Raw genomic sequence first — 20,382 nt, forward strand, 5'->3', positions numbered from 1 at the left:
CGCGCTCAGTACAGCGGGAAATTCTGCGGATAGCCGCCGAGATCGGCCGGCGTGGGGAGCGGCTGGCGATCGACCGGGCGGTTGTTGTTCTCGCGGGCGAAGGAGGGATAGCCGACGGCCGGCGGGAAGGCGTAGTCCGAGAATTTGCGGTCGCCCGGATTGACCTCGGTGCCGCCGTCGAGCCAGGAGCGCTTGCTCACATAGAGGCGGGTACGCCCCTGCTGATAGACCGCGTTGGGGCCGCTCGGGCCGTAATAGGGGCGGCCGCGATCGTCATGGCGCTTGGGCTTGGTGTCGGCCGAGGCCGGCGTCGCGATTGCCAATGCAACGACGGCGCCCGCCGCAAGCCAGGTTGCCAATTTGGTCGCGGCAGAAAATTTCGAGCTCATCACGTCCCCTTCAGGCGGCAAGCCGCCAGTCGATTTCGCTCCATACTAGCCCGGCCGGGGTGTCCGCAACTAGGTCTATTGGGTCACACCACGCCTGAATAATCGTGCGCGCCGGCAAAAGTTGCATGCAAACCAGCCACTTGGGCTTGATGCAGATCCTTGATGCAGGTCAAAGCGCCCCGCGCAATTGCGCATTCGCGACGCCCTGCAGCCAGTCCGACGAGCCTGCGGGGGTGCAGGGCCGGCGCTTGAGCTCGGCATGGGCGAATAATTCGGCGAGCTTCGGCTCGTTGCCGGAGGTCAGCAGCGTCAGCCGGTTCAGTATGCAGGCGACCGCCGCGCGCTGGGCGGGCATTGTATCGCCCTGGCAGGAGAAGCCGGAGATCTGGAGCGCCGGCTCCTCGCTGCGCTTGAGATAGCCGAGGCAGGACGGCGTCCCCGTCGTGCCGATCGGCCGGAACAGGACGACGGGGCCGAATTTCGTGTCGATCAGGCCGGCCTGCTCGAGCGGAGTCGTCGTGCTCAGGCCCATCTGGATCGCCAGATCCGCAGTCGCCGGGCGGGCCACGTCGAACTCACTGCCTTCCCTGTAGATATCGAGCTCGGCCAAGGGCTTGTCCGCCTCGCCGGTCCAGCGCATCACGTCCCTGCGGCCGCCCTCGGGGTGTCTGAGGATGGTGTAAGATGCTGTTTTTTCTGATGGATTGAGCTTGCTGAGGGCGAAGGCCGGATGCGAGCGATCGGCCACGCTCCAGCTGGGCTTTTCCGCGGGCTCATCGTCGCGCAGGCTGGGCAGCTGGCCGAGGCCCGCGAGACCCAGGATGGCAAACAGCACCAGAATCCCCACATAGGCGAACAGGCGCGCCAGCGTGCCGACAATCTCGTCGGCGAGATTGGCGAGCGCCAGATGGATCTGGGTGGGAGTTGCGGCCGTGCTGGCCTCAGGCGACTGCATCCACGTCCCTAAGGCATGGTCCAACGTTGTCTTGAGGCCGGTTCTCGCATAGAAGCGCTGCTCTTCCTGTTTAAGCGTCAGCTTCAGGAACGAGCTTTTTCATCGGAGAGTGAACGATGGGTTACAAAGTCGCAGTCGTCGGCGCGACCGGCAATGTCGGACGGGAAATGCTCAACATCCTCGATGAGCGCAAATTTCCCGCGGACGAGGTCGTGGCCCTGGCGTCACGCCGCAGCATGGGTGTCGAGGTCTCCTATGGCGACCGCACCCTGAAGGTCAAAGCGCTCGAGCATTACGACTTCTCCGACGTCGACATCTGCCTGATGTCGGCGGGCGGCGAAGTGTCGAAGGAATGGTCGCCGAAGATCGGCGCCGCCGGCGCGGTCGTGATCGACAATTCCTCGGCCTTCCGCATGGACCCGGACGTGCCGCTGATCGTGCCGGAAGTGAACGCGGATGCGACGGCGGGCTTCAAGAAAAAGAACATCATCGCCAACCCGAACTGCTCGACCGCGCAGCTCGTGGTCGCGTTGAAGCCGCTGCATGACAAAGCGAAGATCAAGCGCGTCGTGGTCTCGACCTATCAATCGGTGTCGGGCGCCGGCAAGGATGCGATGGACGAATTGTTCTCGCAGACCAAGGCCGTCTATACCAACCAGGAACTGGTCAACAAGAAATTCCCGACGCGCATCGCCTTCAACGTCATCCCCCAGATCGATGTCTTCATGGAGGACGGCTACACCAAGGAAGAGTGGAAGATGATGGCGGAGACCAAGAAGATTCTTGATCCCAAGATCAAGCTCTCCGCGACCTGCGTGCGCGTACCGGTGTTCGTCGGTCACTCCGAGGCCGTCAACATCGAGTTCGAGGATCCGATCAGCGCGGACGAAGCGCGCGACATCCTGCGCAAGGCGCCCGGCTGTCTCGTCATCGACAAGCACGAGCCCGGCGGCTACGCCACGCCGTATGAAGCGGCCGGCGAGGATGCGACTTACATCAGCCGCATCCGCGAGGACGCGACGGTGGAGAACGGTCTCGTGCTCTGGTGCGTGTCCGACAATTTGCGCAAGGGCGCCGCGCTGAACGCGATCCAGATCGCGGAAGTCCTGATCAACCGCAAGCTGATCAGCGCAAAGAAGAAGGCGGCGTAACAGCGGGATCTCGTAGGGTGGGCAAAGCGAAGCGTGCCCACCGAGGTCTCAACTGGGAAAGATGGTGGGCACGGCGCTTTGCGCCTTTGCCCACCCTACGAATTCAAACTGCGTCGAAGCAGGGCTACGCCCCGCTGCGCACGCTTCTGAATTCCTTCGCGACCTGGTCCAGCACGAATAGCGATCCCTCCGCGACGCCGAAATAGGCGCCGTGCGTCTGCATCTGGCCCGCGTCCACGGCCTTCTGCACGAACGGGAACGTCATCAGGTTTTCCAGGCTGCGGAACACCGCGGCCTTCTCGATGCGCTCGACGAACTGCGCCATGGTCTCGCGGTCGCGCTGCTCGACCACTTCGCCCGGCTTGATGAACATCTGCATCCATTTGCCGATGAAATCGCCGGGCGTCAGCGGCTCGATCTTGTCGACGAAGGCGCGGATGCCACCGCATTGCGCGTGCCCGAGCACGACGATGTGCTTCACCTTCAGCACCGTCACGGCATATTCCAGCGCAGCCGAGACGCCGTGCGCGTTGCCGTCGGGCTGATACACCGGCACCAGATTGGCGATGTTGCGGACCACGAACAATTCGCCCGGGCCGACGTCGAAAATGGTCTCCGGCGCGACACGGCTATCGCAGCAGCCGATCACCATCACTTCCGGGAACTGTCCCTTCACCGACAGCTCGCGATAGCGGTTCTGCTCGGCCGGCAGCCGCTGGGTGGCGAAGGCGTTGTAGCCTTCCAGCAAATGCTTCGGGAATGTGATCATGGCCTATGCCTAACCATAGACCAGAAGGGTGAACAAGCCTTTCGAATAGGCAAGCCAGATGCTATCGGCTTCGGTCAGAATAGGTTTGAGGAAACCGGAAGGAACATTTGCATGACCCGCCCGCGCCGCAGCCATCTGTTCATGCCCGGCTCAAACCCCCGCGCGCTGGAAAAGGCACGGAATCTCGCCGCCGACGGTTTGATCCTCGATCTGGAAGATTCCGTCGCTCCTGACCTCAAGGGGGTGGCGCGTGATGGCATCGCCGCCGCGATCGCGGACAAAGGGTTTGGCAAGCGCGAGATCCTGATCCGGACCAACGGCCTCGACACGCCCTGGTGGGCTGATGACGTCGCAATGGCCGCCAAGGCTGCTCCGGACGGCATCCTGGTTCCAAAAGTTTCAAGCATCGAAGATCTCCAGACCATCGGCAGCCGCCTCGCCGAGCTTGGCGCCCCGCCGACCGTCAAGGTCTGGGCCATGATCGAGGCCGCGCGCGCCGTGCTGCACGCCGAGGACCTGGCCGCCGCCGGTCGCGATCCGAAGACGCGGCTCTCCGGTTTCGTGTTCGGGCCGAACGACATCTCGCGCGAGACGCGCATCAAGATGCTGCCCGGCCGCGCCGCGATGCTCCCGATGATCACCCACTGCATCCTGGCAACGCGCGCCCATGGCCTCGAAATTCTCGACGGCCCCTATAGCGACATCGCCAATTCCGACGGATTCGCGACCGAATGCGCGCAAGCGCGCGACCTCGGCTTCGACGGCAAGACGCTGATTCATCCCTCGCAGATCGACGCCTGCAACGCCATCTTCACGCCGCCGGAAGAAGAAGTTGCGCGCGCGCGAAAGATCATCGCGGCGTTCGAATTGCCGGAGAACCTCTCGCGCGGCGCGATCCGTCTCGATGGTGCCATGGTGGAGCGCCTGCACGCCGACATGGCGAAGCGGACGATCGAGATCGCGGACGCGATTGCTGCGATGGGGAAGGGCTGAAGTCGCCCCATTCCGTTGTGTTCGATCGCGACGGAGCGCTGGCCGAGTCCGGCCTGGCATTGACACAGGCTGTCCGGCTTGGTTGCAATTTGATCCGCCTTCTTCCGGATGCGGCAATGTCTCGCGTCTAGCGTGCACGCTGCCGGTGATCGCACGCGTGTGTGCGCTGTTCTATTGGAAGACATGCAATTTCGCTTGAAATGGTTGATCGTGATCACAATCGCGCTGGTGGCGGTCGTGGTCGGGGAGTTCATCCTTGATCTCAGGGCTCCGCGATCGGCGCTGCGCCAGATGCACGCGATCACCACGACCCTGTCGGTCCGGACTGCCGATTACAACGCCTTCGAAGCGGCGATGGAGAAGAAGTACGGGCCCAAGGCCGCGTCGATCCTCGATCTCCACTCGTCCCGCATGACAACCAGGATCGACGGTAAACTCGTTGAAGACAGGCCCGCGCCGACCTGGTTTTCCGATGCGCGGGGATTCTTTCTTGTCGGAACAGAGGGGCACGCGAGCACCTTTCCGTTCGCGATCGATCCAGCGAAGCCGCCGGAGTTCGGTCAGCAGGGAGGATTGGGCGTTGGCTTTCTGAAGACCCGGTGGGGAAACAGACTCCCTGCGAAGTACCTCGATTTCGATGATCGCGAGGTGGTGACGGATACATGTGTCACGGTCTCATCGTCCGACTTCGGATGGCCGGGCCAGCTCCTTTTCATTCGGAGCGGGGCATTCTGCGTTCAATTCTGGAAGGGTAGCTCGCCCGGTTCGATGCTGATCGGTGTTGTCGTAACCGAGGGGGATCCCTGGATGCGGCCGTTCACGCGCCGTCTTTGCCGATGGCTCACATCCAAGGCGCTCGGCCGCATCGCGGCAACCGACCGCGAGGTGCCGCCGGACTATGCTGCCTGTGTGCTTGTTGATCGCCCGGACCGCCCGGCAGTGTCCGAGAAACTCCAGAGCTATGTTTACGAGGTCCGCCGTGACGCGACCTTGGCAACCATGAATTGAGCTATTTCAGGGTCGCACGCAAAGCAAAGTTCCCGGTCGCCATGTACCCTTCGGTCTGCCCATTGGATTGACGATTGGCGTTCACGTTGACGCCGACGGATTCGAGCCGGCAATTCTTCGTCAGGACCTGATCCGTCAGCGTGCATTCGCCGGCGGCCATCTCGTAGATCGTTCGGCGCGCGCGCTCTCTGAGCTTCACGGCTTCGTCGCTGTCGCCGGTCGGGCCGGGAAAGAACAGACTGACATTGACTTGAACCCTGAATGGCTCCTCGCGCCGTTCGTCCGCGCGCAGGCCCGACGGAACAAGCGCTATGATTGACGCCGCCATAATGCCGAGAAGAAAATTAGCCTGCCGCATGCCGACTCCTCCAATGAACCGAAGCTTTCCTCGCGGGCCGAACCGACCCACTGAAGCGCTCACATCTATTGGTTGTGTCGGGTGAGGCGCTAACGTTCGGTAAACGTCGGCGCGTCGCGACCTCACGATCCAGCGATTCCAATGTCGAGGCGTTGCCGCAATAGCCGTGATAATTCTCCGCGACGGTCCATGCAGCGACATCGCCAATCTCGACGGCTTCGCCACTGAACGCGCGCAAGCGCGCGATCTCGGCTTCGAGGTCAAGACGCTGATCCATCCCTCGCAGATCGACGCCTGCAACGATCGAGATCGCGGATGCGATCGCGGCGATGGGGAAGGGCTGACCTTCGCTTTGTGACATCGCGCACATTCATCCGCGGCCTGATCGATCATTGTGTCGTTCATGCGCTGCACGGTGCAGCCAAGAAACCGGATGACAACCATGACGACCTCCCGCATCGCCCTGTTCGCCCTCACCGCCATCCTCGGCTTCGGTTCGCTGGTTGGCTCCAGCTCCAGCTCGCAGGCCTACACCACGGATTTTCGCTGGGCCAACAATTCGACCTATGTCAGTTGCGTGCGGGGCGTGAACCAGCGCGCGCAAGCGATGCGCCCCCAGGAGCGCGGCCCGTCTGCCGCCAACGGTACCGCCGGCTGCAACCGGATTTTCTACGGTCGCTAAGCTCAGTCTCGTCCCTGGTTCAGAACACCGATCGCCCGCCTCGCGCGGGCGATTCGTTTTGCAGATCGCTTAACGCGGCGCCAAATCCGCGCGGTCGAGCGACTCCAGTGTCGAGGCATTGCCGCAATAGCCGTGGTAATTCTCCGCGGCGGTGCCGCTGGCGAGTTCGCGATCGCAGTGTGCCTTGTGATTGCAGAGCGAGCAGACCCGCTCCATGTCGCGCAGCAACAGTGGCTGCGCACGACCGAGCCCTTCCGTGCTGATACCGAGCTGCTCCAGCATTTTCGGCAGCTCGTCGGCGGCGTGCTTGCCGTGACGAACCAGCTCTTCCAGATCGTCAGGCGCGATTCTGAGATCGCTGGCGATCCGGTCGAAATCGGCGCGATCGAGCTGCCGTATCTCGTTCAGCTCGCGGCGATGCTTCAGCCAAGCGGCAAAGGACTCGATGAGGTCCTGGACGATGGGGTACGGCCTGCTTGCGGTGCTCATGCGAGGCTCCATTGGGATCGTGGAATTGGAGCGAGGTTAGGCACAATGATGCAGGAGCGCGTTGCGCTGGATCAAATTGAGAATGGGTCAAGGAAACAGGTCTCGTGCCCCGGACGCAGCGCAGCGCTTCTTCAGCGGTGCGCTGCTGAGCCGGGGCCCATCTCTCCGCATGCTGGGTCCCGGCTCTGCGGAGCAGCACCATAGCGCGTCGAAGACGCGCGTGAACGCGCTGGTGGCGCTGCACCGCGTCCGGGACACGGAGAGGACTACGCAAACCGCTCCGCCGCCCACGCATACAGGCTGCCGGCCATCGGCTTCTCGCCGCCGCGGCCCTTGGGTGAGATGTGCAGGCCGATGATCTCGGGGTTGGTGACGAGGCCGAGATAGCTCGAGGGATCGAAGAACAGTTTTGGCTCGGCATGCACGGCGTAGAACGACTGCTTCGGCAATGCGTTCTGCAATTCGCCGGTGCGGCGCGCCAGCGCCGTGAGTGCCGCCGGCCCGAAGATCGCAACGCGAATATCCGACAGGCGGTTCGAGCCGCCGCGCAGGCGGCGCATCGCGAAGGTGATGCGATGGCGCAGCGACAGCCAGTCCGGCGTCAGCTCGTCCTGCTCCATCAGATCTTCGAACGCTGTGACGATGCCGTGCTCCGCCGGCAGGTAGATCACGGAATTGCCGAGCTGGCGCGGCCGCTCCCAGGCGAAGTACGGTTTTGCCGGATCGATCTCGACGTGTCTCAGCAGCAGCACGTCGGCGTCGAGCCAGAGGCCAAGGCCCTTCGCCATTAGCTTCATGCGGAAGAAGTCGCTGAACTGCAGCGTGGTCCAGTCGCGCCAGCTGCCGTCCGGCTGCGGCGGCCGCAGCCGTTCGGAAAACGCATGCGGCAGGATCGCTTCGGCATCCGCGTTCGCGATGCCGGCAGGCAGGCCGGGAATGGTGTCAAAGCTGTAGACTGTGACCTTGTGGCCGGCCGCCAGCTGCGAGCGCAGACAGGTCTGGCGCAGTGCGTCCATCGGGCCGTGCCAGAAGGTGACGATGTCGGGCAGCATGAGGCAGAGCTATAAGGGATAACCAGGGCAAAGAAAAAGCCCCGGCGCGCATCGCGCACCGGGGCTCGAACGAAAATCTGAGATCAGGCCCAGGCGCGCTCGCTCTTGAGCTTCTCTTCATAGGTGTCGATCGAGGACTTCTTCTCCATGGTGAGACCGATGTCGTCGAGGCCGTTGATCAGGCAGTGCTTGCGGAACGGGTCGATCTCGAACTTGACCTTGCCGCCGTCGGGACCGCGGATCTCCTGGTTCGGCAGGTCGATCGTCAGCGTCGCATTGGCGCCGCGCTCGGCGTCGTCGAACAGCTTGTCGAGGTCTTCCTGCGAAACGCGGATCGGCAGAATGCCGTTCTTGAAGCAGTTGTTGTAGAAGATGTCGCCGAACGAGGTCGAGATCACGCAGCGGATGCCGAAATCCAGCAGCGCCCAGGGCGCGTGCTCGCGGCTCGAGCCGCAGCCGAAATTGTCACCGGCCACCAGCACTTTCGAAGTGCGATAGGCGGGCTGGTTGAGGACGAAATCCGGGTTCTCGCTGCCGTCGTCCTTGTAGCGCTGCTCGGAGAAGAGCCCCTTGCCAAGGCCGGTGCGCTTGATGGTCTTGAGGTACTGCTTCGGAATGATCATGTCGGTGTCGACATTGATGATCTTCAGCGGCGCCGCGACGCCTTCCAGCGTGGTGAACTTGTCCATGGTTGCGCTTTCCCGGGATGGTCTAGAGGAACCGGTATTTATCGCGATCGGGCCTCGAATCCTAGGCCGAATTCGGCAGGTCTAGTCTGCTTGCGCCTCAATCGCGGCCATATCGTCGTCCGAGAGGCCGAAATGGTGGCCGATCTCGTGGATCAGGACGTGGCGGACGATGTGGCCGAGACTCTCGTCGTGCTCGGCCCAGTAATCCAGGATCGGCCGGCGGTAGAGCCAGACCATGTTGGGCAGCCGCGCCACATCGCCAAAACTCTGCTGGGGCAGGCCGACGCCCTGGAACAGGCCGAGCAGGTCGAACTCGCTCTCGCATTCCATCTCGTCCATGACCTCCTCGGTCGGGAAGTCGTCGACGCGGAGGATCACGCCTTCACAGAGCCCACGAAACTCCGCCGGCAGGCGATCGAACACCTCATGGGCCATCGCTTCCATCTCGGCGAGCGTTGGCGCTTTCAATTCCGTCCACATGCAGCTTTCTTAGCGCGGGTTCCCCGGCGATGCATCCGGCTTTATAAGCGCGGCGAGGTTGACGGACGCCGCCAAAACGGGGAGCGTACGGCACCTCGAAGGGGACGTTTCAGGTGGGCGGGAAAATGCGAGCGAAAACAGCGCTGACGCTACTGTGCATGGGGTTGTTTTCGCAGTTTTCTGTTGGTGGCCAAGCTCAGGCCCAGACGGCCGGCACTGAAGTCCGTATGGCCCAGGCGGGCCCGCCCGACGCCCCGCCGCGCAAGCGGCCCCCGCCGCGGCTGCGCGTCACGCCCTATTACAGCCCGGACGGCGTCTATCCCCGCTACAATCCCGGCCCCGATGCGGTCCGCGAGTGCAACGCCACCTATGTGCAGGAATACCGGCCCAGCGGCACGGTGATCGTGCCGCATATGAGCTGCTACTGGCGCCGGGGCTGAACCCTTACTGCCCGCGCAACGCGCCGATCAGGCCAGCGCCGACGACAGCCGCGGACGCGCCATAGACCAGGATCGCCATCACGGACTGCGTCAGCGGGCTCGCTGAGCCTGCCTCGACGCCTGGCCCCTGCGCGGCAAGCGCCGAGCTCGCGCCGAGCGCAACGCTCGCCGTGATAGCGAGGCGGGATATCCGCAAACTTGGCAGAAAACCTGGCAGGAAACCTGGCATGACCATCTCCCTTAGTCGCTCGACCAGAAGATACGTTCGCCGTTGATCGCTGGTTTTGTCGGGGCGCGCAATGTTGCGCCGCTGCTTAGGAACTTAGCCCGGGCCCTCTGCATTCATGTCCGGGGCGCGTTCAGCCATAGCCGATTCAGGCCTGGGGCTCTAGGGCCCAGCTCTAGTCCTTGCGTCGTAACGCCGGGTCAGCGCGTGCACCGCAAGAACGATGTCAGGAGATCCAACGAAATGCAGTCCTTGAAAATGCTCGGCCTTGCGGCCGCTGGTGCGATGTTGATCTTCGCCGCACCGGTCGAGCGCGCGCAGGCGGTGTCGCTGATCAATCCGGGTGCCGCGCAATCGGTGCAGGATGAAGCGAGGCCCACCACCGAGGTGCGCTGGCATCGCGGCCACTGGCGCCGTCATCACTGGCGCGGGCACCGGTGGCATCATCGCCGCTGGTGATTGGTCGCATTGAGACAGGCCCGGATTTCGGGCCTGTTTTAACTTGCAGATGGCCGTGCGATGCCCGCATGTTCGCGCCGGAGGTCGTCATGGCGAAATGGATCGCATTGGCCGTTGTTGTCGGGCTCGCTGCTGCTTTGCCTCGCACTTCCGCGGCGCAGAGTGCGACGAGGCCGGAGGCCTCGGCCGGCACCGCGGTTTTCGATGCGCGACGGCACGCACGACACGACGACTTTACGCGGCCTGCGGTGCGCCGTGATCCACGCTACGACGCGCGGCCCGTCTATTACCGTCCCTATCCTTACGCCGTGCCCGCGCCGTTCGTGATCGGCTACGGGCCGTGGTGGTGACGCCGCCGTTCATTCATGAGGCGTTCACGTCGCTGTCTCTAATTTAATCTCGGGAGCGACTGTCAATGAGCAGCGAAGACGCAGGCCGGGAACGGGCGGCGCAACTCCGCTGTCCGGATTCAGGGAGAACGCGATGCTGAGGATGTTGGGTCTCGGTGCAAGCCCGATACGCTTGCTCGGGCTTGCGGCTGTTGCCACATTGATATTGTCGGCCGGGACTGCGCGCCGCGCCGAGGCGATGACACCGATCAATCCGACGGCGTTGCCGGCGGCGAAGGCTGCGACAGACGATATGATCCAGGTTCGCGGTGGACATGGCGGTGGCGGCCATGGTGGTGGCGGCGGCCATGGCGGCGGAGGTTTTCATGGTGGCGGAGGTTTCCACGGCGGAGGCGGCTTCCACGGTGGCGGGGGTTTTCACGGCGGTGGCTTCCGTGCCGCGCCGGCCTTTCACGGCGGCGGCTATCGCTACGGCGGCATTCGCCACTATGGCGGCTATCAGCGCTACGGGATCTATCGCCCGCATTACGGCTACCGCCACTTCCACCGGCGCTATTACGGCGGCTACTATCCCACCTATCACTATCCGCGCCGCTGCCGGATCATCTGGACCTATTACGGTCCGCACCGCGTCTGCCGCTGGCATCACTGGCACCATCCGTACCGCTATTGGTGAGCAGCTGTAGCGTCGAAATGAAAAGGGCGCCCCGAGGGCGCCCTTTGTTCATGGCGTGGCTCACAGCCAATCCTTCAGCTTCCCTGACGCGGACTTCCACCGCATCAGGTTCTCGATCTTCCACTGCTTGAACATCGCCGGCGGCCAACGGCTGAGCTTCGAGGTCTCCTCGACCTCGGGCTTGGCGATGACGCGCAAAGGCATCGCGCGCCGCCGGTTCTGGCGGGTCGCAGCGCTGATCAGATCGACATATTCAGGCTTGTTGGTGGCCATGAGATGCGTCCCCGCGAAACCGTCGCGAGGACGCAGTGTCGGTGCTGCCGATTAACGGCCGTTTGCCGCAATCGCTACAATTGCAGGGAGCGGCTCAGCGCCACTCCCGGACGTCGACGAAGTGACCCGCGATCGCGGCGGCAGCGGCCATTGCCGGCGAGACGAGGTGCGTGCGGCCCTTGAAGCCCTGGCGGCCCTCGAAATTGCGGTTCGAGGTCGAGGCGCAGCGCTCTTCCGGAGCCAACTTGTCCGGGTTCATCGCCAGGCACATCGAGCAACCGGGCTCGCGCCATTCGAAGCCGGCCTTGATGAAGATCTTGTCCAGGCCTTCAGCTTCCGCCTGCTCCTTCACAAGGCCGGAGCCCGGCACGACCATGGCGTTGACATGGGCTGAAACGGTCTTGCCTTCAGCAATCTTTGCCGCCGCGCGCAAGTCCTCAATGCGGCCATTGGTGCAGGAGCCGATGAAGATGCGGTCGAGCTTGATGTCGGTGATCTTGGTCCCGGCAGTCAGGCCCATATATTTCAGCGCGCGGTGCTTGGAGATGCGCTTGGCCTCGTCCGCGATCTTGTCTGGGTCAGGCACGATGCCGGTCACCGAGATCACGTCCTCAGGGCTGGTGCCCCAGGTCACGATCGGCGGCAGCTTTGCCGCATCGAGGCGCAGCTCGTGGTCGAAATGCGCGCCTTCGTCGGAGCGCAGCTTTTCCCAGTAGCGCATCGCCGCGTCCCAGTCCGCGCCCTTCGGCGCCTTCGGCCTGCCGCGCAGGAAGTCATAGGCCTTCTGGTCGGGCGCAACGAGGCCGGCGCGTGCGCCGCCTTCGATCGACATGTTGCAGACCGTCATGCGGCCTTCCATGCTGAGCGCACGGATGGCGTCGCCGGCATATTCCAGCACGTAGCCGGTGCCGCCCGCGGTGCCGATCTCGCCGATGATGGCCAGAATGATGTCCTTGCCCGTCACGCCGTCAGGCAGTTTGCCATCGACGGTGACGCGCATGTTCTTCGCCTTCTTCTGGATCAGCGTCTGCGTCGCCAGCACATGCTCGACCTCGGAAGTGCCGATGCCGTGCGCGAGCGCGCCGAACGCGCCATGCGTCGAGGTGTGGCTGTCACCGCAGACGATGGTGGTGCCGGGCAGGGTAAAGCCCTGCTCGGGGCCGATGACGTGGACGACGCCCTGGCGCTTGTCGAACTCGTCGTAATATTCGATGCCGAATTCCTTGGCGTTGTCGGCCAGCGCCTTGATCTGCTCGATGCTCTCAGGGTCGGGGTTCGGCTTGGTACGATCGGTGGTCGGTACGTTGTGGTCGACGACGGCGAGCGTCTTCTCGGGCGCATGCACCTTGCGTCCCGTGGAGCGCAGGCCTTCGAACGCCTGCGGCGAGGTCACTTCGTGAACCAGGTGACGGTCGATATAGAGCAGGCAGGTGCCGTCGTCGGCTTCGTGCACCAGATGGTCGTTCCAGATCTTGTCGTACAGGGTGGTCGGCTTGGACATGAGCTTGAGCTCCAGGAATGTATGTCAGCGATGAGCGCGTTCACGCGCGGGGCAACAGAGACGTCTTCAGCGCAGCCTTTAAGCTGCGGGACTAAGCTCTGACGTTGCCGAGGTCGCGAAGCGTCCGAAGAACCGGCCAGGCAGCCGCGAGCGATCGTCGATGACGATGCGCTTGATGAGTGCGGAGCTGGTCTGATCTGGAAACATTCCAGGAATATATAGCAGGCCGGTCTGGAATCGCGAGAGCTTTGACACGCACGGCTGACGCAACAAAAAAGCGCGGAGCCGAGCCCCGCGCTTTTTGAAACCTGGCTGGAAGCGGAAGCCTACTCGTTGACCGCCTTGGCGTGCTCGGACTTCTTCTCGACGATACGGGCGGACTTGCCGCGAAGGTTGCGGAGATAATAGAGCTTGGCGCGACGCACCTTGCCGCGACGCACCACCTTGATCGAGTCGATCATCGGCGACATCACCGGGAACACGCGCTCGACGCCCTCGCCGTAGGAGATCTTGCGAACGGTGAAGCTCTCGTTGAGGCCACCGCCGGAACGGCCGATGCAGACGCCTTCATAGGCCTGCACGCGGGTTCGCTCGCCTTCGACGACCTTCACGTTGACGATCACGGTGTCGCCGGGACCGAACTCCGGAATCTCCTTGCCGGCGGAGAGCTTGTCGAATTGCTCTTTTTCGAGCTGTTGGATCAGGTTCATGGGGTCATCTCCATCGGCGCGCCCAGCCGCAGGACGGGGGCTGCGCGAAATTCGTTGATCCAGCTATTGCGGATATGGCCGCTGCTATAAGGCAAGCCGGATCGTTTGTCACCCGTCTGTCGTGCTTTTTGGCGTTTTTCGGCGCCCGGCGCGATTCGGGGGCTTGGGCGGGATTTGAGCCCATAAATCGGGCCGCCGGGCCTCGGTGAGGGCCTCGGATTGCGCCCGCCGCCAGCTGGCAACCCTGGCATGGTCGCCCGAGGTCAGGATCTCCGGGATCGGAGTTCCCTCAAACAGCTGCGGGCGGGTGTATTGGGGGTATTCGAGCAGGCCGTCCGAAAAGCTCTCCTCGGTTCCCGAGGCTTCCTTGCCCATCACGCCCGGCAGCAGCCGGACGCAGGCGTCGATCAGCGCCATGGCCGCGATTTCGCCCCCGGAGAGCACGTAATCGCCGATCGAGACCTCCTCCAGGCCGCGGGCGTCGATCACCCGCTGGTCGACCCCCTCGAACCGCCCGCAGACGATCAGGGGGCCAGGGCCCTGGGCAAGCTCGACGACCCGGGCCTGGGTCAATGGCCGACCGCGGGGGCTCATCAGGAGGCGCGGTCGCTCAGGGCCGATCTCGGCTGCATCGATGGCGGCGGCCAGAATATCCGCGCGCAGCACCATGCCGGGCCCGCCGCCGGCCGGGGTGTCGTCGACGCTGCGATGGCGATCGGTGGCGGAAGCCCGGATGTCCCGCGCCTCGATCTCCCAGAGCCGGGAGGCCAGAGCCCGGCCCGCCAGGCTCACGCCGAGCGGCCCCGGAAACATCTCCGGAAACAGCGTCAGCACCGTCGCGCGCCAGGGTGGGGGGTTGGTCATCGGATCTCAGTCGTTGTCGTCCCGGACAAGCGCAGCGAAGCGGAGCGTAGATCGGGGACCCATAACCACCGCAGCTGGTTTTGCGATGGCTGGAGCTTAGCCAAAACCACGGCCTGTGGTTATGGGTCCCCGCTTTCGCGGGGACGACTCGGGGAGAGGCCTTCGCCTTCGTCCTTATCGCCCTCGATCTCCTGTGGCAGCTCAATCACCACGCGGCCGCCTGCGAGATCGACCTCCGGCACCACCGCGCTGGTGAACGGCAACAGCATCGTCGTGCCCCGGAGCGGAGTAATCTCGATGATGGTGCCGGCGCCGAAATTATGGATCGCGAACACGCGGCCGAGCGGCTCGCCGGTCGTGGTGACTGCGTCGAGCCCGATCAGATCGGTGTGGTAATATTCGTCATCGTCCGTCGCGGGCAGTTTTTCGCGCGCGACATAGAGCTCGATGCCGTTGAGGCGCTCGGCCTCATCACGGGTCGCGACGCCCTTGAACGTCGCGACCAGATGATCCTTGGCCTCACGCGCCGTCGCCACCTCGAACTGGCGCTTGCCGTCCTTGGACAGCAGCGGACCGTAGCGTTTGATGGCAAAGGGATCTTCGGTGAAGGTCCATAGTTTGACCGCACCGCGCACACCATGCGCGGCGCCGATCCGCGCGACGCAGACCAGCGCCGACATGATCTAGCCTTAACCCTTCGCGGCGGCTTCGGCCTGCGCCTTGCGCTCCTTGCGCGGCACGGCCTTCTCGGGGTTGTTGCGCACTTCGCGCTTCTTGACGCCGGCGGCGTCGAGGAAGCGGGACACGCGGTCGGACGGCTGCGCGCCCTTGGCGAGCCAGGCCTTCACCTTGTCCATGTCGAGCTTCAGACGGGTCTCGTTGTCCTTCGGCAGCAGCGGATTGAAATAGCCGAGACGCTCGATGAAGCGGCCATCGCGGGGAAAGCGCGAATCGGCGACGACGACGTGATAGACGGGACGCTTCTTGGTGCCTGCGCGGGCGAGGCGGATAACGACGGACATAGAGTTCTCCTTTAAAGTACAGTTTGTTCGGTTGATTGGTATTCCGCGTTGCGCGAGACCGATGCGATCCCCCGCGACGAATTCCTCATTTCTTCTTGCCCGGGAAACCGCCGAGGCCCGGCAGCATCGGCTTGCCGCTGAGCCCGGTCAGGCCGGGGACGTTCGGCAGGCCGGTGCGAAGACCGGCCGGCAAATCCTTCGGCAGGCTGGGCAGCCCCTGGCCGCCGCCCTGCATCTTCTCCTGCAACGCCTTCATCTCTTCCGGTGACGGCGGTTTCATGCCGCCGCCAAAGCCCATCGCCTGCGCAATGCCGGCGAGCGGGCCGCGCTTGCCCGAGCCCATGGCCTTCATCACGTCGGCCATGTTCCGGTGCATCTTGAGCAGCTTGTTGACCTGCTCGACGCTTTGGCCGGAGCCTGCGGCGATGCGCTTCTTGCGGCTGGCCTTGAGCAGGTCGGGATGACGGCGCTCGTCGCGCGTCATGGAATCGATCACCGCGACCTGACGCTTCAAGATCTTGTCGTCGATCCCTGCGGCCGCGATCTGGTTCTTCATCTTGGCGATGCCGGGCATCATGCCCATCAGGCCGCTGATGCCGCCCATGTTCGCCATCTGCAACAGCTGCTCGCGCATGTCGTTGAGGTCGAACTGACCCTTGCGCATGCGCTCGGCGGTGCGCGCGGCCTTTTCGGCGTCGATATTGGCGGCGGCCCGCTCGACCAGCGAGACCACGTCACCCATGCCGAGGATGCGGCCGGCGATACGATCGGGATGGAAGTCCTCCAGCGCGTCGGTCTTTTCACCGGTGCCGATTAGCTTGATCGGCTTGCCGGTGACCGCGCGCATCGACAGCGCAGCACCGCCGCGGCCGTCGCCGTCCACGCGCGTCAGCACGATGCCGGTGAGGCCAACGCGCTCGTCGAAGGCGCGGGCGAGGTTGACTGCGTCCTGGCCGGTCAGGCTGTCGGCGACCAGCAGCACTTCATGCGGGTTTGCAGCAGCTTTGATCGCCGCGGCTTCCGCCATCATCTCTTCGTCGAGCGTGGTGCGGCCGGCGGTGTCGAGCAGCACGACGTCGTAGCCGCCGAGCTTGCCGGCTTCCAGCGCGCGCTTGGCGATCTGCGGCGGCAGCTGTCCCGCGACGATCGGCAGCGTCGGAATGTCGAGGTCGCGGCCGAGCACGGCCAGCTGCTCCATCGCCGCCGGGCGATAAATGTCGAGCGAGGCCATCAGCACCTTGCGCTTGTCGCGCTGGACCAGGCGGCGGGCGAGCTTTGCGGTGGTGGTGGTCTTACCGGAGCCTTGCAGACCGACCATCATGATCGGCACCGGCGGCACGGAATTGACGTCGATGGTCTGGCTTTCGGCGCCGAGCGTGTTGATCAGCTCGTCATGGACGATCTTGACCACCATCTGGCCGGGCGTGACCGACTTGACGACGGTGGCGCCGATCGCCTGCTCGCGGACGCGCTCGGTGAAGCTGTTCACCACTTCCAGCGCGACGTCGGCCTCCAGCAGCGCGCGACGTACCTCGCGCATTGCGGCATCGACGTCCTTTTCGGTCAGCGCACCGCGCCCCGTCAGACGATCGAGAATGCCGCCAAGCCGTTCCGACAGATTGTCGAACAATGCCGTTGTCCCTTGTCCTGCTCGCCAAAAAGACGATCTTCCAAACACCTTTACGCCCGAGGGCGCATCGCGCTGTCGGGCGTTGGCCTCTGGCCTCAGGGACCAGTGGGCGGGTCGAAAAGAAAGCCTTTCCGAGAAAGTCGGCGGGTTAAACGCCGCTGGCGCCCGAAAGTCAAGGAAAGTTAGGGTGCCGGGGCCCGTCCGCGAGGGCAAGAGCCTGAAAATATGACCTTTTTGGCGACGGGTTCCTTTTCTCGCTGTGCGGCCCATATAGCCGGTGATGTCTTACCGTCTTAACCATTCTTAAGCCCGCCCTGTGCCGATCACCCGCCGTCGCATCTTTGGACTGCTTGCCGGGGCCGGCGCATTGGTCGGCGTGCCCTCCCTCTGGATATCCCGCATGAAAACCTATGACGGTCCCGCCTCCGACCATTTCGACGGCCTGACCTTCTTTGACCCGGACGGCGCGCCGCCGAGATCGCTCGGCGAGGTCCTGCGTTGGCAATTGGGTGGCCGGGGACAGCGGGCGGCCTGGCCGGACTGGGCGCCGAGCCCCCATGCCGATACCCCGCCGGCGCGCGTCGATGGCGACAAGGCGCGGCTCTCCTTTGTCGGCCATGCCAGCTGGCTGATCCAGGCCGGCGGCCTCAATATCCTGGTCGATCCCGTCTGGTCCTCGCGGGTCTCGCCCGTCAATTTTGCCGGACCGAAGCGGCACAACGATCCCGGCATTTCCTTCGACAAGCTGCCGAAGATCGACATCGTGCTGGTCTCGCACGGCCATTACGACCATCTGGACGTCGCGACGCTGTCGCGGCTTGCCAAGAATTTTGCGCCGCGCGTGGTGACGCCGCTTGGCAATGACGTGACGATGCGCAGTTCCGATTCCAGCATCAAGGCGGAAGCATTCGACTGGCACGACCGCATCGAGCTCGGCGGCGGCGTTGCTGTGACGTTGGTCCCGACCCGGCACTGGACCGCGCGCGGCATGTTCGATCGCAACAAGGCGCTGTGGGCGAGCTTTGTGCTGGAGACGCCGGCCGGGAAAATCTATGTCGTGTGCGATTCCGGCTATGGCGACGGCCTGCATTTTCGCCGCGTCGCCGACAAGCATGGGCCGCTACGCCTGGCGATCCTTCCCATCGGCGCCTACGAGCCGCGCTGGTTCATGCGCGACCAGCACATGAATCCGGAAGATGCGGTGAAGGCGCTGGCTGATTGCGGCGCGCAGGAAGCGCTCGGGCATCATCACGGCACGTTCCAGCTGACGGACGAGGCGATCGATGCGCCGGCGAAAGCGCTGGTGGAGGCGCTCGATGCTGCCAACATTCCGCAGCACCGGTTCGTGGCGATGAAGCCGGGGCAGGTGGTGGAGATTTAGCTCTATCCGCATACACAGCTCGTGCCCCGGACGCAGCGCAGCACGTTAGTGATGCGCTGCAGAGCCGGGGCCCATGTCGCCGTATTGTACTGTGTTGCTTTCTGGGTCCCGGCTCTGCGCAGCATCGCTACGCGCTGCAGCGCGTCCGGGACACGAGACCTACTGCTCTTTCGCCTTGATCGCCCAGCTCACACTCACCGTCACCGACAGCGTTTCCTCACCCGGTGCAACGGCGGCGCCGCCTGCTGCCATCGGTGCAACGGCCATGCGGCCCTTGAACAGCGGCACTAGGCCGCCGCCGCCTTCGGAGACGCTGAGCGGCGCACCCAATGTGACGCCGGTGGCTTTGGCGTAAATCTCGGCCTTGCGGCGAGCATCGACCACCGCCTGCGCGCGGGCGTCGTCGAGCAGCTTTGAGGCCTGCGTCACCTCGAAAGAAATGTTGCCGATATCGTTGGCGCCGGCACCGACCAGCGTGTCGATAATAGAAGCCACCTTGGTCACGTCGCGAATCTTGACCGTGACGCGGTTGCTGGCCCGGAAGCCGGTCACCGGGGTCGCGCTGCTCGTGCGGCTCGCGCCGTATTGCGGCTGCAGCGACAGCCGCGAGGTCTGATAGTCCTTCTCGGCGAGGCCGGCGCCCTTCAGCGCCTGTAGCACCTTGCCCATCGCGGCGTTGTTGGCGTCGGAGGCTTCCTTCGCCGATTTGGCGTCGTTGGCGACGCCTGCATCGATCTGCGCGAGATCGGGGGCTGCGGAGATCGTGGCTTCGCCGCTCACCGAAATGGCGGACGGAAAATCATCTGCGAGCACGGGCGTTGCCAGCAGCGTGGCGGCGAAGGCAGCAGCGAATACGACAGGCTTTTTCATCATTCTCACTTCAGCGGCACGAAAACATTGATCACGAGCTTGTCCTCCGCCGTCTTCAGGGGATCGGTGAGGTACTCCTCGATAAAAGTGTCCTTGGCTTCCAGTCTCTTGTCGTCGAGGTGATTGGTGATCGCCTCATAGGTGTTGTCCATGTTGTCGTAGGAGCCGCGATGGACGAATTTCAGCGCCTTGCCCTCCGGCGATTTGCCGATGCTCATGTCCTTGGGCAGCTTCTGCGGGTCCTGGTCGACCGGGATCTCGGCGAGGAAGGTGAAGCCGGTGTCGTCCGTCGAGGTGTAGACGATCATCGAATTGCCGGCGTGCTTGATGCCCTGCTTGTCCAGCAGCGTGTTCAGCGCCTTGAAGGCGTCGACCAGCGTGTCGAAGGCCGAATCCCAATTGGCGGTGCCCTTGACCATCACGACCTTCTTCGGTTCGAGCGTGGTCTCCTGGCCAAAGGGATCGGCGGTCTGCACCGGGGCCGGGGTGGCGGCGACAGTCGGGGCGGTCGGGCTGGGCGAGGCGCTGGCTGCGGGTGAGGGCGATGCTGCAGGCGCGGGCGAGGCGCTCGCCGCAGGCGACGGCGTTGCCACGGGGGCGGGCGAGGCACTTGCAGCCGGGGCAGGCGAAGCCGAGGGAGCCGGCGCAGGGTTTGTTGAAGGAGGGCTTGCTGAGGCAGCCGGCGCCGGGCTCGGGGTCTGCGCCAGAGCGCCGGACAATCCAAGCGACAAGGCCGCTGCCGGGATCAACGCGGCCAGAGCGAGACGACGGAAAGTATTCATTTTATTCTCCCCAGACCTTGCCCACCAAGGCCTTAACCCGACCGCGCATCCCGGTTTGCGCGAACTGCGCCGTTCTAACACGCGAGCGCCGAATTCGTCCCATGACAGATGCGTCATGGCCTTAGACGGCAAATCACTGGCCAAGCCGCCAAGGATCGCCATATAACACGGGCGAAATTCGGG

At 64.0% G+C, this 20,382-nt stretch carries 27 protein-coding genes and 1 pseudogene; 10 read left to right on the forward strand and 18 right to left on the reverse strand.

Annotation, left to right across the window (positions count from 1 at the left end; translation table 11 throughout):
• Positions 1–5 precede the first annotated feature (5 nt).
• Together BMW89_RS15950 and BMW89_RS15955 are read right to left on the reverse strand one after the other, a co-directional pair.
• Positions 6–389: a hypothetical protein gene (locus tag BMW89_RS15950; RefSeq protein WP_092027928.1), complete on the reverse strand. Its 384-nt coding sequence runs from the start codon at positions 387–389 to the stop codon at positions 6–8.
• A 169-nt stretch (positions 390–558) separates the two neighbouring features.
• Complete coding sequence (locus BMW89_RS15955; protein ID WP_092027929.1) at positions 559–1,344, reverse strand: hypothetical protein; 786 nt, start codon at positions 1,342–1,344, stop codon at positions 559–561.
• Positions 1,345–1,460: 116 nt separating this feature from the next.
• On the opposite strand from BMW89_RS15955, the gene BMW89_RS15960 reads away from it, so the two are divergent.
• A complete protein-coding gene (locus tag BMW89_RS15960; protein ID WP_092027930.1) occupies positions 1,461–2,495 on the forward strand; it encodes an aspartate-semialdehyde dehydrogenase in 1,035 nt (344 codons plus the stop codon).
• 124 nt (positions 2,496–2,619) lie between these two features.
• Here BMW89_RS15960 and BMW89_RS15965 read toward each other — a convergent pair whose 3' ends face one another.
• Positions 2,620–3,264 carry a carbonic anhydrase gene (locus BMW89_RS15965; RefSeq protein ID WP_092027931.1) on the reverse strand — a complete coding sequence of 215 codons (645 nt, stop codon included), beginning with the start codon at positions 3,262–3,264 and terminating at the stop codon, positions 2,620–2,622.
• Positions 3,265–3,375: 111 nt separating this feature from the next.
• Between BMW89_RS15965 and BMW89_RS15970 the strand changes: the two genes are divergently transcribed.
• Both BMW89_RS15970 and BMW89_RS15975 read left to right on the forward strand, forming a co-directional pair.
• Positions 3,376–4,257: an HpcH/HpaI aldolase/citrate lyase family protein gene (locus BMW89_RS15970; protein ID WP_092027932.1), complete on the forward strand. Its 882-nt coding sequence runs from the start codon at positions 3,376–3,378 to the stop codon at positions 4,255–4,257.
• A gap of 183 nt (positions 4,258–4,440) precedes the next feature.
• Positions 4,441–5,265, forward strand: a complete 825-nt coding sequence (locus BMW89_RS15975) for a hypothetical protein (RefSeq protein WP_143062772.1) — start codon at positions 4,441–4,443, stop codon at positions 5,263–5,265.
• A 1-nt stretch (position 5,266) separates the two neighbouring features.
• Here BMW89_RS15975 and BMW89_RS15980 read toward each other — a convergent pair whose 3' ends face one another.
• Positions 5,267–5,623 carry a hypothetical protein gene (locus BMW89_RS15980; RefSeq protein WP_143062773.1) on the reverse strand — a complete coding sequence of 119 codons (357 nt, stop codon included), beginning with the start codon at positions 5,621–5,623 and terminating at the stop codon, positions 5,267–5,269.
• Between the two features lie 181 nt (positions 5,624–5,804).
• On the opposite strand from BMW89_RS15980, the pseudogene BMW89_RS15985 reads away from it, so the two are divergent.
• Both BMW89_RS15985 and BMW89_RS15990 read left to right on the forward strand, forming a co-directional pair.
• Positions 5,805–5,924, forward strand: a pseudogene (locus BMW89_RS15985) (CoA ester lyase); the annotation flags it as partial.
• A 141-nt stretch (positions 5,925–6,065) separates the two neighbouring features.
• Positions 6,066–6,305, forward strand: coding sequence for a hypothetical protein (locus tag BMW89_RS15990; protein ID WP_092028072.1), 240 nt, complete (start codon positions 6,066–6,068; stop codon positions 6,303–6,305).
• 69 nt (positions 6,306–6,374) lie between these two features.
• Here BMW89_RS15990 and BMW89_RS15995 read toward each other — a convergent pair whose 3' ends face one another.
• The 4 genes from BMW89_RS15995 to BMW89_RS16010 all read right to left on the reverse strand — a co-directional run bounded on the left by BMW89_RS15995 (position 6,375) and on the right by BMW89_RS16010 (position 9,015).
• Positions 6,375–6,794, reverse strand: a complete 420-nt coding sequence (locus tag BMW89_RS15995) for a hypothetical protein (protein ID WP_092027936.1) — start codon at positions 6,792–6,794, stop codon at positions 6,375–6,377.
• A 266-nt stretch (positions 6,795–7,060) separates the two neighbouring features.
• Positions 7,061–7,846 (reverse strand): glycosyltransferase family 32 protein, encoded by a 786-nt coding sequence (locus BMW89_RS16000; protein WP_092027937.1) that lies wholly within the window; start codon positions 7,844–7,846, stop codon positions 7,061–7,063.
• A gap of 83 nt (positions 7,847–7,929) precedes the next feature.
• Complete coding sequence (gene leuD / locus BMW89_RS16005; protein WP_092027938.1) at positions 7,930–8,535, reverse strand: 3-isopropylmalate dehydratase small subunit; 606 nt, start codon at positions 8,533–8,535, stop codon at positions 7,930–7,932.
• 81 nt (positions 8,536–8,616) lie between these two features.
• On the reverse strand, positions 8,617–9,015 hold the full coding sequence (locus tag BMW89_RS16010) for a metallopeptidase family protein (RefSeq protein ID WP_092027939.1): 399 nt from the start codon (positions 9,013–9,015) through the stop codon (positions 8,617–8,619).
• 158 nt (positions 9,016–9,173) lie between these two features.
• Between BMW89_RS16010 and BMW89_RS16015 the strand changes: the two genes are divergently transcribed.
• Positions 9,174–9,455 (forward strand): hypothetical protein, encoded by a 282-nt coding sequence (locus BMW89_RS16015; RefSeq protein WP_177196092.1) that lies wholly within the window; start codon positions 9,174–9,176, stop codon positions 9,453–9,455.
• A gap of 4 nt (positions 9,456–9,459) precedes the next feature.
• On the opposite strand, the gene BMW89_RS16020 is transcribed toward BMW89_RS16015, so the two are convergent.
• On the reverse strand, positions 9,460–9,684 hold the full coding sequence (locus tag BMW89_RS16020; RefSeq protein ID WP_177196078.1) for a hypothetical protein: 225 nt from the start codon (positions 9,682–9,684) through the stop codon (positions 9,460–9,462).
• 240 nt (positions 9,685–9,924) lie between these two features.
• On the opposite strand from BMW89_RS16020, the gene BMW89_RS16025 reads away from it, so the two are divergent.
• The 3 genes from BMW89_RS16025 to BMW89_RS16035 all read left to right on the forward strand — a co-directional run bounded on the left by BMW89_RS16025 (position 9,925) and on the right by BMW89_RS16035 (position 11,166).
• On the forward strand, positions 9,925–10,140 hold the full coding sequence (locus tag BMW89_RS16025) for a hypothetical protein (protein WP_092027941.1): 216 nt from the start codon (positions 9,925–9,927) through the stop codon (positions 10,138–10,140).
• Positions 10,141–10,229: 89 nt separating this feature from the next.
• A complete protein-coding gene (locus BMW89_RS16030; protein WP_092028073.1) occupies positions 10,230–10,490 on the forward strand; it encodes a hypothetical protein in 261 nt (86 codons plus the stop codon).
• 133 nt (positions 10,491–10,623) lie between these two features.
• Positions 10,624–11,166 (forward strand): hypothetical protein, encoded by a 543-nt coding sequence (locus tag BMW89_RS16035; RefSeq protein WP_092027942.1) that lies wholly within the window; start codon positions 10,624–10,626, stop codon positions 11,164–11,166.
• A gap of 60 nt (positions 11,167–11,226) precedes the next feature.
• Here the strand turns inward: BMW89_RS16035 and BMW89_RS16040 are convergent, their stop codons facing one another.
• From BMW89_RS16040 to ffh, 7 genes are all read right to left on the reverse strand, one after another.
• A complete protein-coding gene (locus tag BMW89_RS16040; RefSeq protein WP_092027943.1) occupies positions 11,227–11,439 on the reverse strand; it encodes a hypothetical protein in 213 nt (70 codons plus the stop codon).
• Between the two features lie 94 nt (positions 11,440–11,533).
• Complete coding sequence (gene leuC, locus BMW89_RS16045; protein ID WP_092027944.1) at positions 11,534–12,940, reverse strand: 3-isopropylmalate dehydratase large subunit; 1,407 nt, start codon at positions 12,938–12,940, stop codon at positions 11,534–11,536.
• Positions 12,941–13,266: 326 nt separating this feature from the next.
• Positions 13,267–13,650, reverse strand: a complete 384-nt coding sequence (gene rplS / locus BMW89_RS16050) for a 50S ribosomal protein L19 (RefSeq protein ID WP_092027945.1) — start codon at positions 13,648–13,650, stop codon at positions 13,267–13,269.
• Positions 13,651–13,758: 108 nt separating this feature from the next.
• Positions 13,759–14,514: a tRNA (guanosine(37)-N1)-methyltransferase TrmD gene (trmD, locus tag BMW89_RS16055; RefSeq protein ID WP_092027946.1), complete on the reverse strand. Its 756-nt coding sequence runs from the start codon at positions 14,512–14,514 to the stop codon at positions 13,759–13,761.
• 119 nt (positions 14,515–14,633) lie between these two features.
• Positions 14,634–15,194 (reverse strand): ribosome maturation factor RimM, encoded by a 561-nt coding sequence (gene rimM, locus BMW89_RS16060; RefSeq protein WP_092027947.1) that lies wholly within the window; start codon positions 15,192–15,194, stop codon positions 14,634–14,636.
• A 9-nt stretch (positions 15,195–15,203) separates the two neighbouring features.
• Positions 15,204–15,536 carry a 30S ribosomal protein S16 gene (rpsP, locus tag BMW89_RS16065; protein WP_007598827.1) on the reverse strand — a complete coding sequence of 111 codons (333 nt, stop codon included), beginning with the start codon at positions 15,534–15,536 and terminating at the stop codon, positions 15,204–15,206.
• 85 nt (positions 15,537–15,621) lie between these two features.
• Positions 15,622–17,166, reverse strand: a complete 1,545-nt coding sequence (gene ffh, locus BMW89_RS16070; RefSeq protein WP_092027948.1) for a signal recognition particle protein — start codon at positions 17,164–17,166, stop codon at positions 15,622–15,624.
• Positions 17,167–17,482: 316 nt separating this feature from the next.
• Here ffh and BMW89_RS16075 point away from each other — a divergent pair, with 316 nt between their 5' ends.
• Complete coding sequence (locus tag BMW89_RS16075; protein ID WP_177196079.1) at positions 17,483–18,547, forward strand: MBL fold metallo-hydrolase; 1,065 nt, start codon at positions 17,483–17,485, stop codon at positions 18,545–18,547.
• 159 nt (positions 18,548–18,706) lie between these two features.
• On the opposite strand, the gene BMW89_RS16080 is transcribed toward BMW89_RS16075, so the two are convergent.
• Together BMW89_RS16080 and BMW89_RS16085 are read right to left on the reverse strand one after the other, a co-directional pair.
• A complete protein-coding gene (locus BMW89_RS16080; RefSeq protein WP_177196093.1) occupies positions 18,707–19,417 on the reverse strand; it encodes an SIMPL domain-containing protein in 711 nt (236 codons plus the stop codon).
• A gap of 5 nt (positions 19,418–19,422) precedes the next feature.
• Positions 19,423–20,199, reverse strand: coding sequence for a GyrI-like domain-containing protein (locus BMW89_RS16085; RefSeq protein ID WP_092027950.1), 777 nt, complete (start codon positions 20,197–20,199; stop codon positions 19,423–19,425).
• Positions 20,200–20,382 lie beyond the last annotated feature (183 nt).

The organism is Bradyrhizobium sp. OK095 (assembly GCF_900109945.1).
GTDB lineage: Bacteria > Pseudomonadota > Alphaproteobacteria > Rhizobiales > Xanthobacteraceae > Bradyrhizobium.

Bases quoted from the DNA above. Each gene is read 5' to 3' on its own strand.
- BMW89_RS16035 (WP_092027942.1), top strand. From the start codon at position 10,624: ATGCTGAGGATGTTGGGTCTCGGTGCAAGCCCGATACGCTTGCTCGGG.
- rimM (WP_092027947.1), bottom strand. From the start codon at position 15,194: ATGTCGGCGCTGGTCTGCGTCGCGCGGATCGGCGCCGCGCATGGTGTG.
- leuD (WP_092027938.1), bottom strand. From the start codon at position 8,535: ATGGACAAGTTCACCACGCTGGAAGGCGTCGCGGCGCCGCTGAAGATC.
- BMW89_RS16080 (WP_177196093.1), bottom strand. From the start codon at position 19,417: ATGAAAAAGCCTGTCGTATTCGCTGCTGCCTTCGCCGCCACGCTGCTG.
- BMW89_RS16040 (WP_092027943.1), bottom strand. From the start codon at position 11,439: ATGGCCACCAACAAGCCTGAATATGTCGATCTGATCAGCGCTGCGACC.
- trmD (WP_092027946.1), bottom strand. From the start codon at position 14,514: ATGACCAACCCCCCACCCTGGCGCGCGACGGTGCTGACGCTGTTTCCG.
- BMW89_RS15955 (WP_092027929.1), bottom strand. From the start codon at position 1,344: ATGCAGTCGCCTGAGGCCAGCACGGCCGCAACTCCCACCCAGATCCAT.
- BMW89_RS15975 (WP_143062772.1), top strand. From the start codon at position 4,441: ATGCAATTTCGCTTGAAATGGTTGATCGTGATCACAATCGCGCTGGTG.
- BMW89_RS15995 (WP_092027936.1), bottom strand. From the start codon at position 6,794: ATGAGCACCGCAAGCAGGCCGTACCCCATCGTCCAGGACCTCATCGAG.
- BMW89_RS16010 (WP_092027939.1), bottom strand. From the start codon at position 9,015: ATGTGGACGGAATTGAAAGCGCCAACGCTCGCCGAGATGGAAGCGATG.
- rplS (WP_092027945.1), bottom strand. From the start codon at position 13,650: ATGAACCTGATCCAACAGCTCGAAAAAGAGCAATTCGACAAGCTCTCC.
- BMW89_RS16000 (WP_092027937.1), bottom strand. From the start codon at position 7,846: ATGCTGCCCGACATCGTCACCTTCTGGCACGGCCCGATGGACGCACTG.
- BMW89_RS15965 (WP_092027931.1), bottom strand. From the start codon at position 3,264: ATGATCACATTCCCGAAGCATTTGCTGGAAGGCTACAACGCCTTCGCC.
- BMW89_RS15990 (WP_092028072.1), top strand. From the start codon at position 6,066: ATGACGACCTCCCGCATCGCCCTGTTCGCCCTCACCGCCATCCTCGGC.
- BMW89_RS15950 (WP_092027928.1), bottom strand. From the start codon at position 389: ATGAGCTCGAAATTTTCTGCCGCGACCAAATTGGCAACCTGGCTTGCG.
- BMW89_RS15980 (WP_143062773.1), bottom strand. From the start codon at position 5,623: ATGCGGCAGGCTAATTTTCTTCTCGGCATTATGGCGGCGTCAATCATA.
- leuC (WP_092027944.1), bottom strand. From the start codon at position 12,940: ATGTCCAAGCCGACCACCCTGTACGACAAGATCTGGAACGACCATCTG.
- rpsP (WP_007598827.1), bottom strand. From the start codon at position 15,536: ATGTCCGTCGTTATCCGCCTCGCCCGCGCAGGCACCAAGAAGCGTCCC.
- BMW89_RS16085 (WP_092027950.1), bottom strand. From the start codon at position 20,199: ATGAATACTTTCCGTCGTCTCGCTCTGGCCGCGTTGATCCCGGCAGCG.
- BMW89_RS15970 (WP_092027932.1), top strand. From the start codon at position 3,376: ATGACCCGCCCGCGCCGCAGCCATCTGTTCATGCCCGGCTCAAACCCC.
- BMW89_RS16020 (WP_177196078.1), bottom strand. From the start codon at position 9,684: ATGCCAGGTTTCCTGCCAGGTTTTCTGCCAAGTTTGCGGATATCCCGC.
- BMW89_RS16030 (WP_092028073.1), top strand. From the start codon at position 10,230: ATGGCGAAATGGATCGCATTGGCCGTTGTTGTCGGGCTCGCTGCTGCT.
- BMW89_RS16015 (WP_177196092.1), top strand. From the start codon at position 9,174: ATGGGGTTGTTTTCGCAGTTTTCTGTTGGTGGCCAAGCTCAGGCCCAG.
- BMW89_RS15960 (WP_092027930.1), top strand. From the start codon at position 1,461: ATGGGTTACAAAGTCGCAGTCGTCGGCGCGACCGGCAATGTCGGACGG.
- BMW89_RS16025 (WP_092027941.1), top strand. From the start codon at position 9,925: ATGCAGTCCTTGAAAATGCTCGGCCTTGCGGCCGCTGGTGCGATGTTG.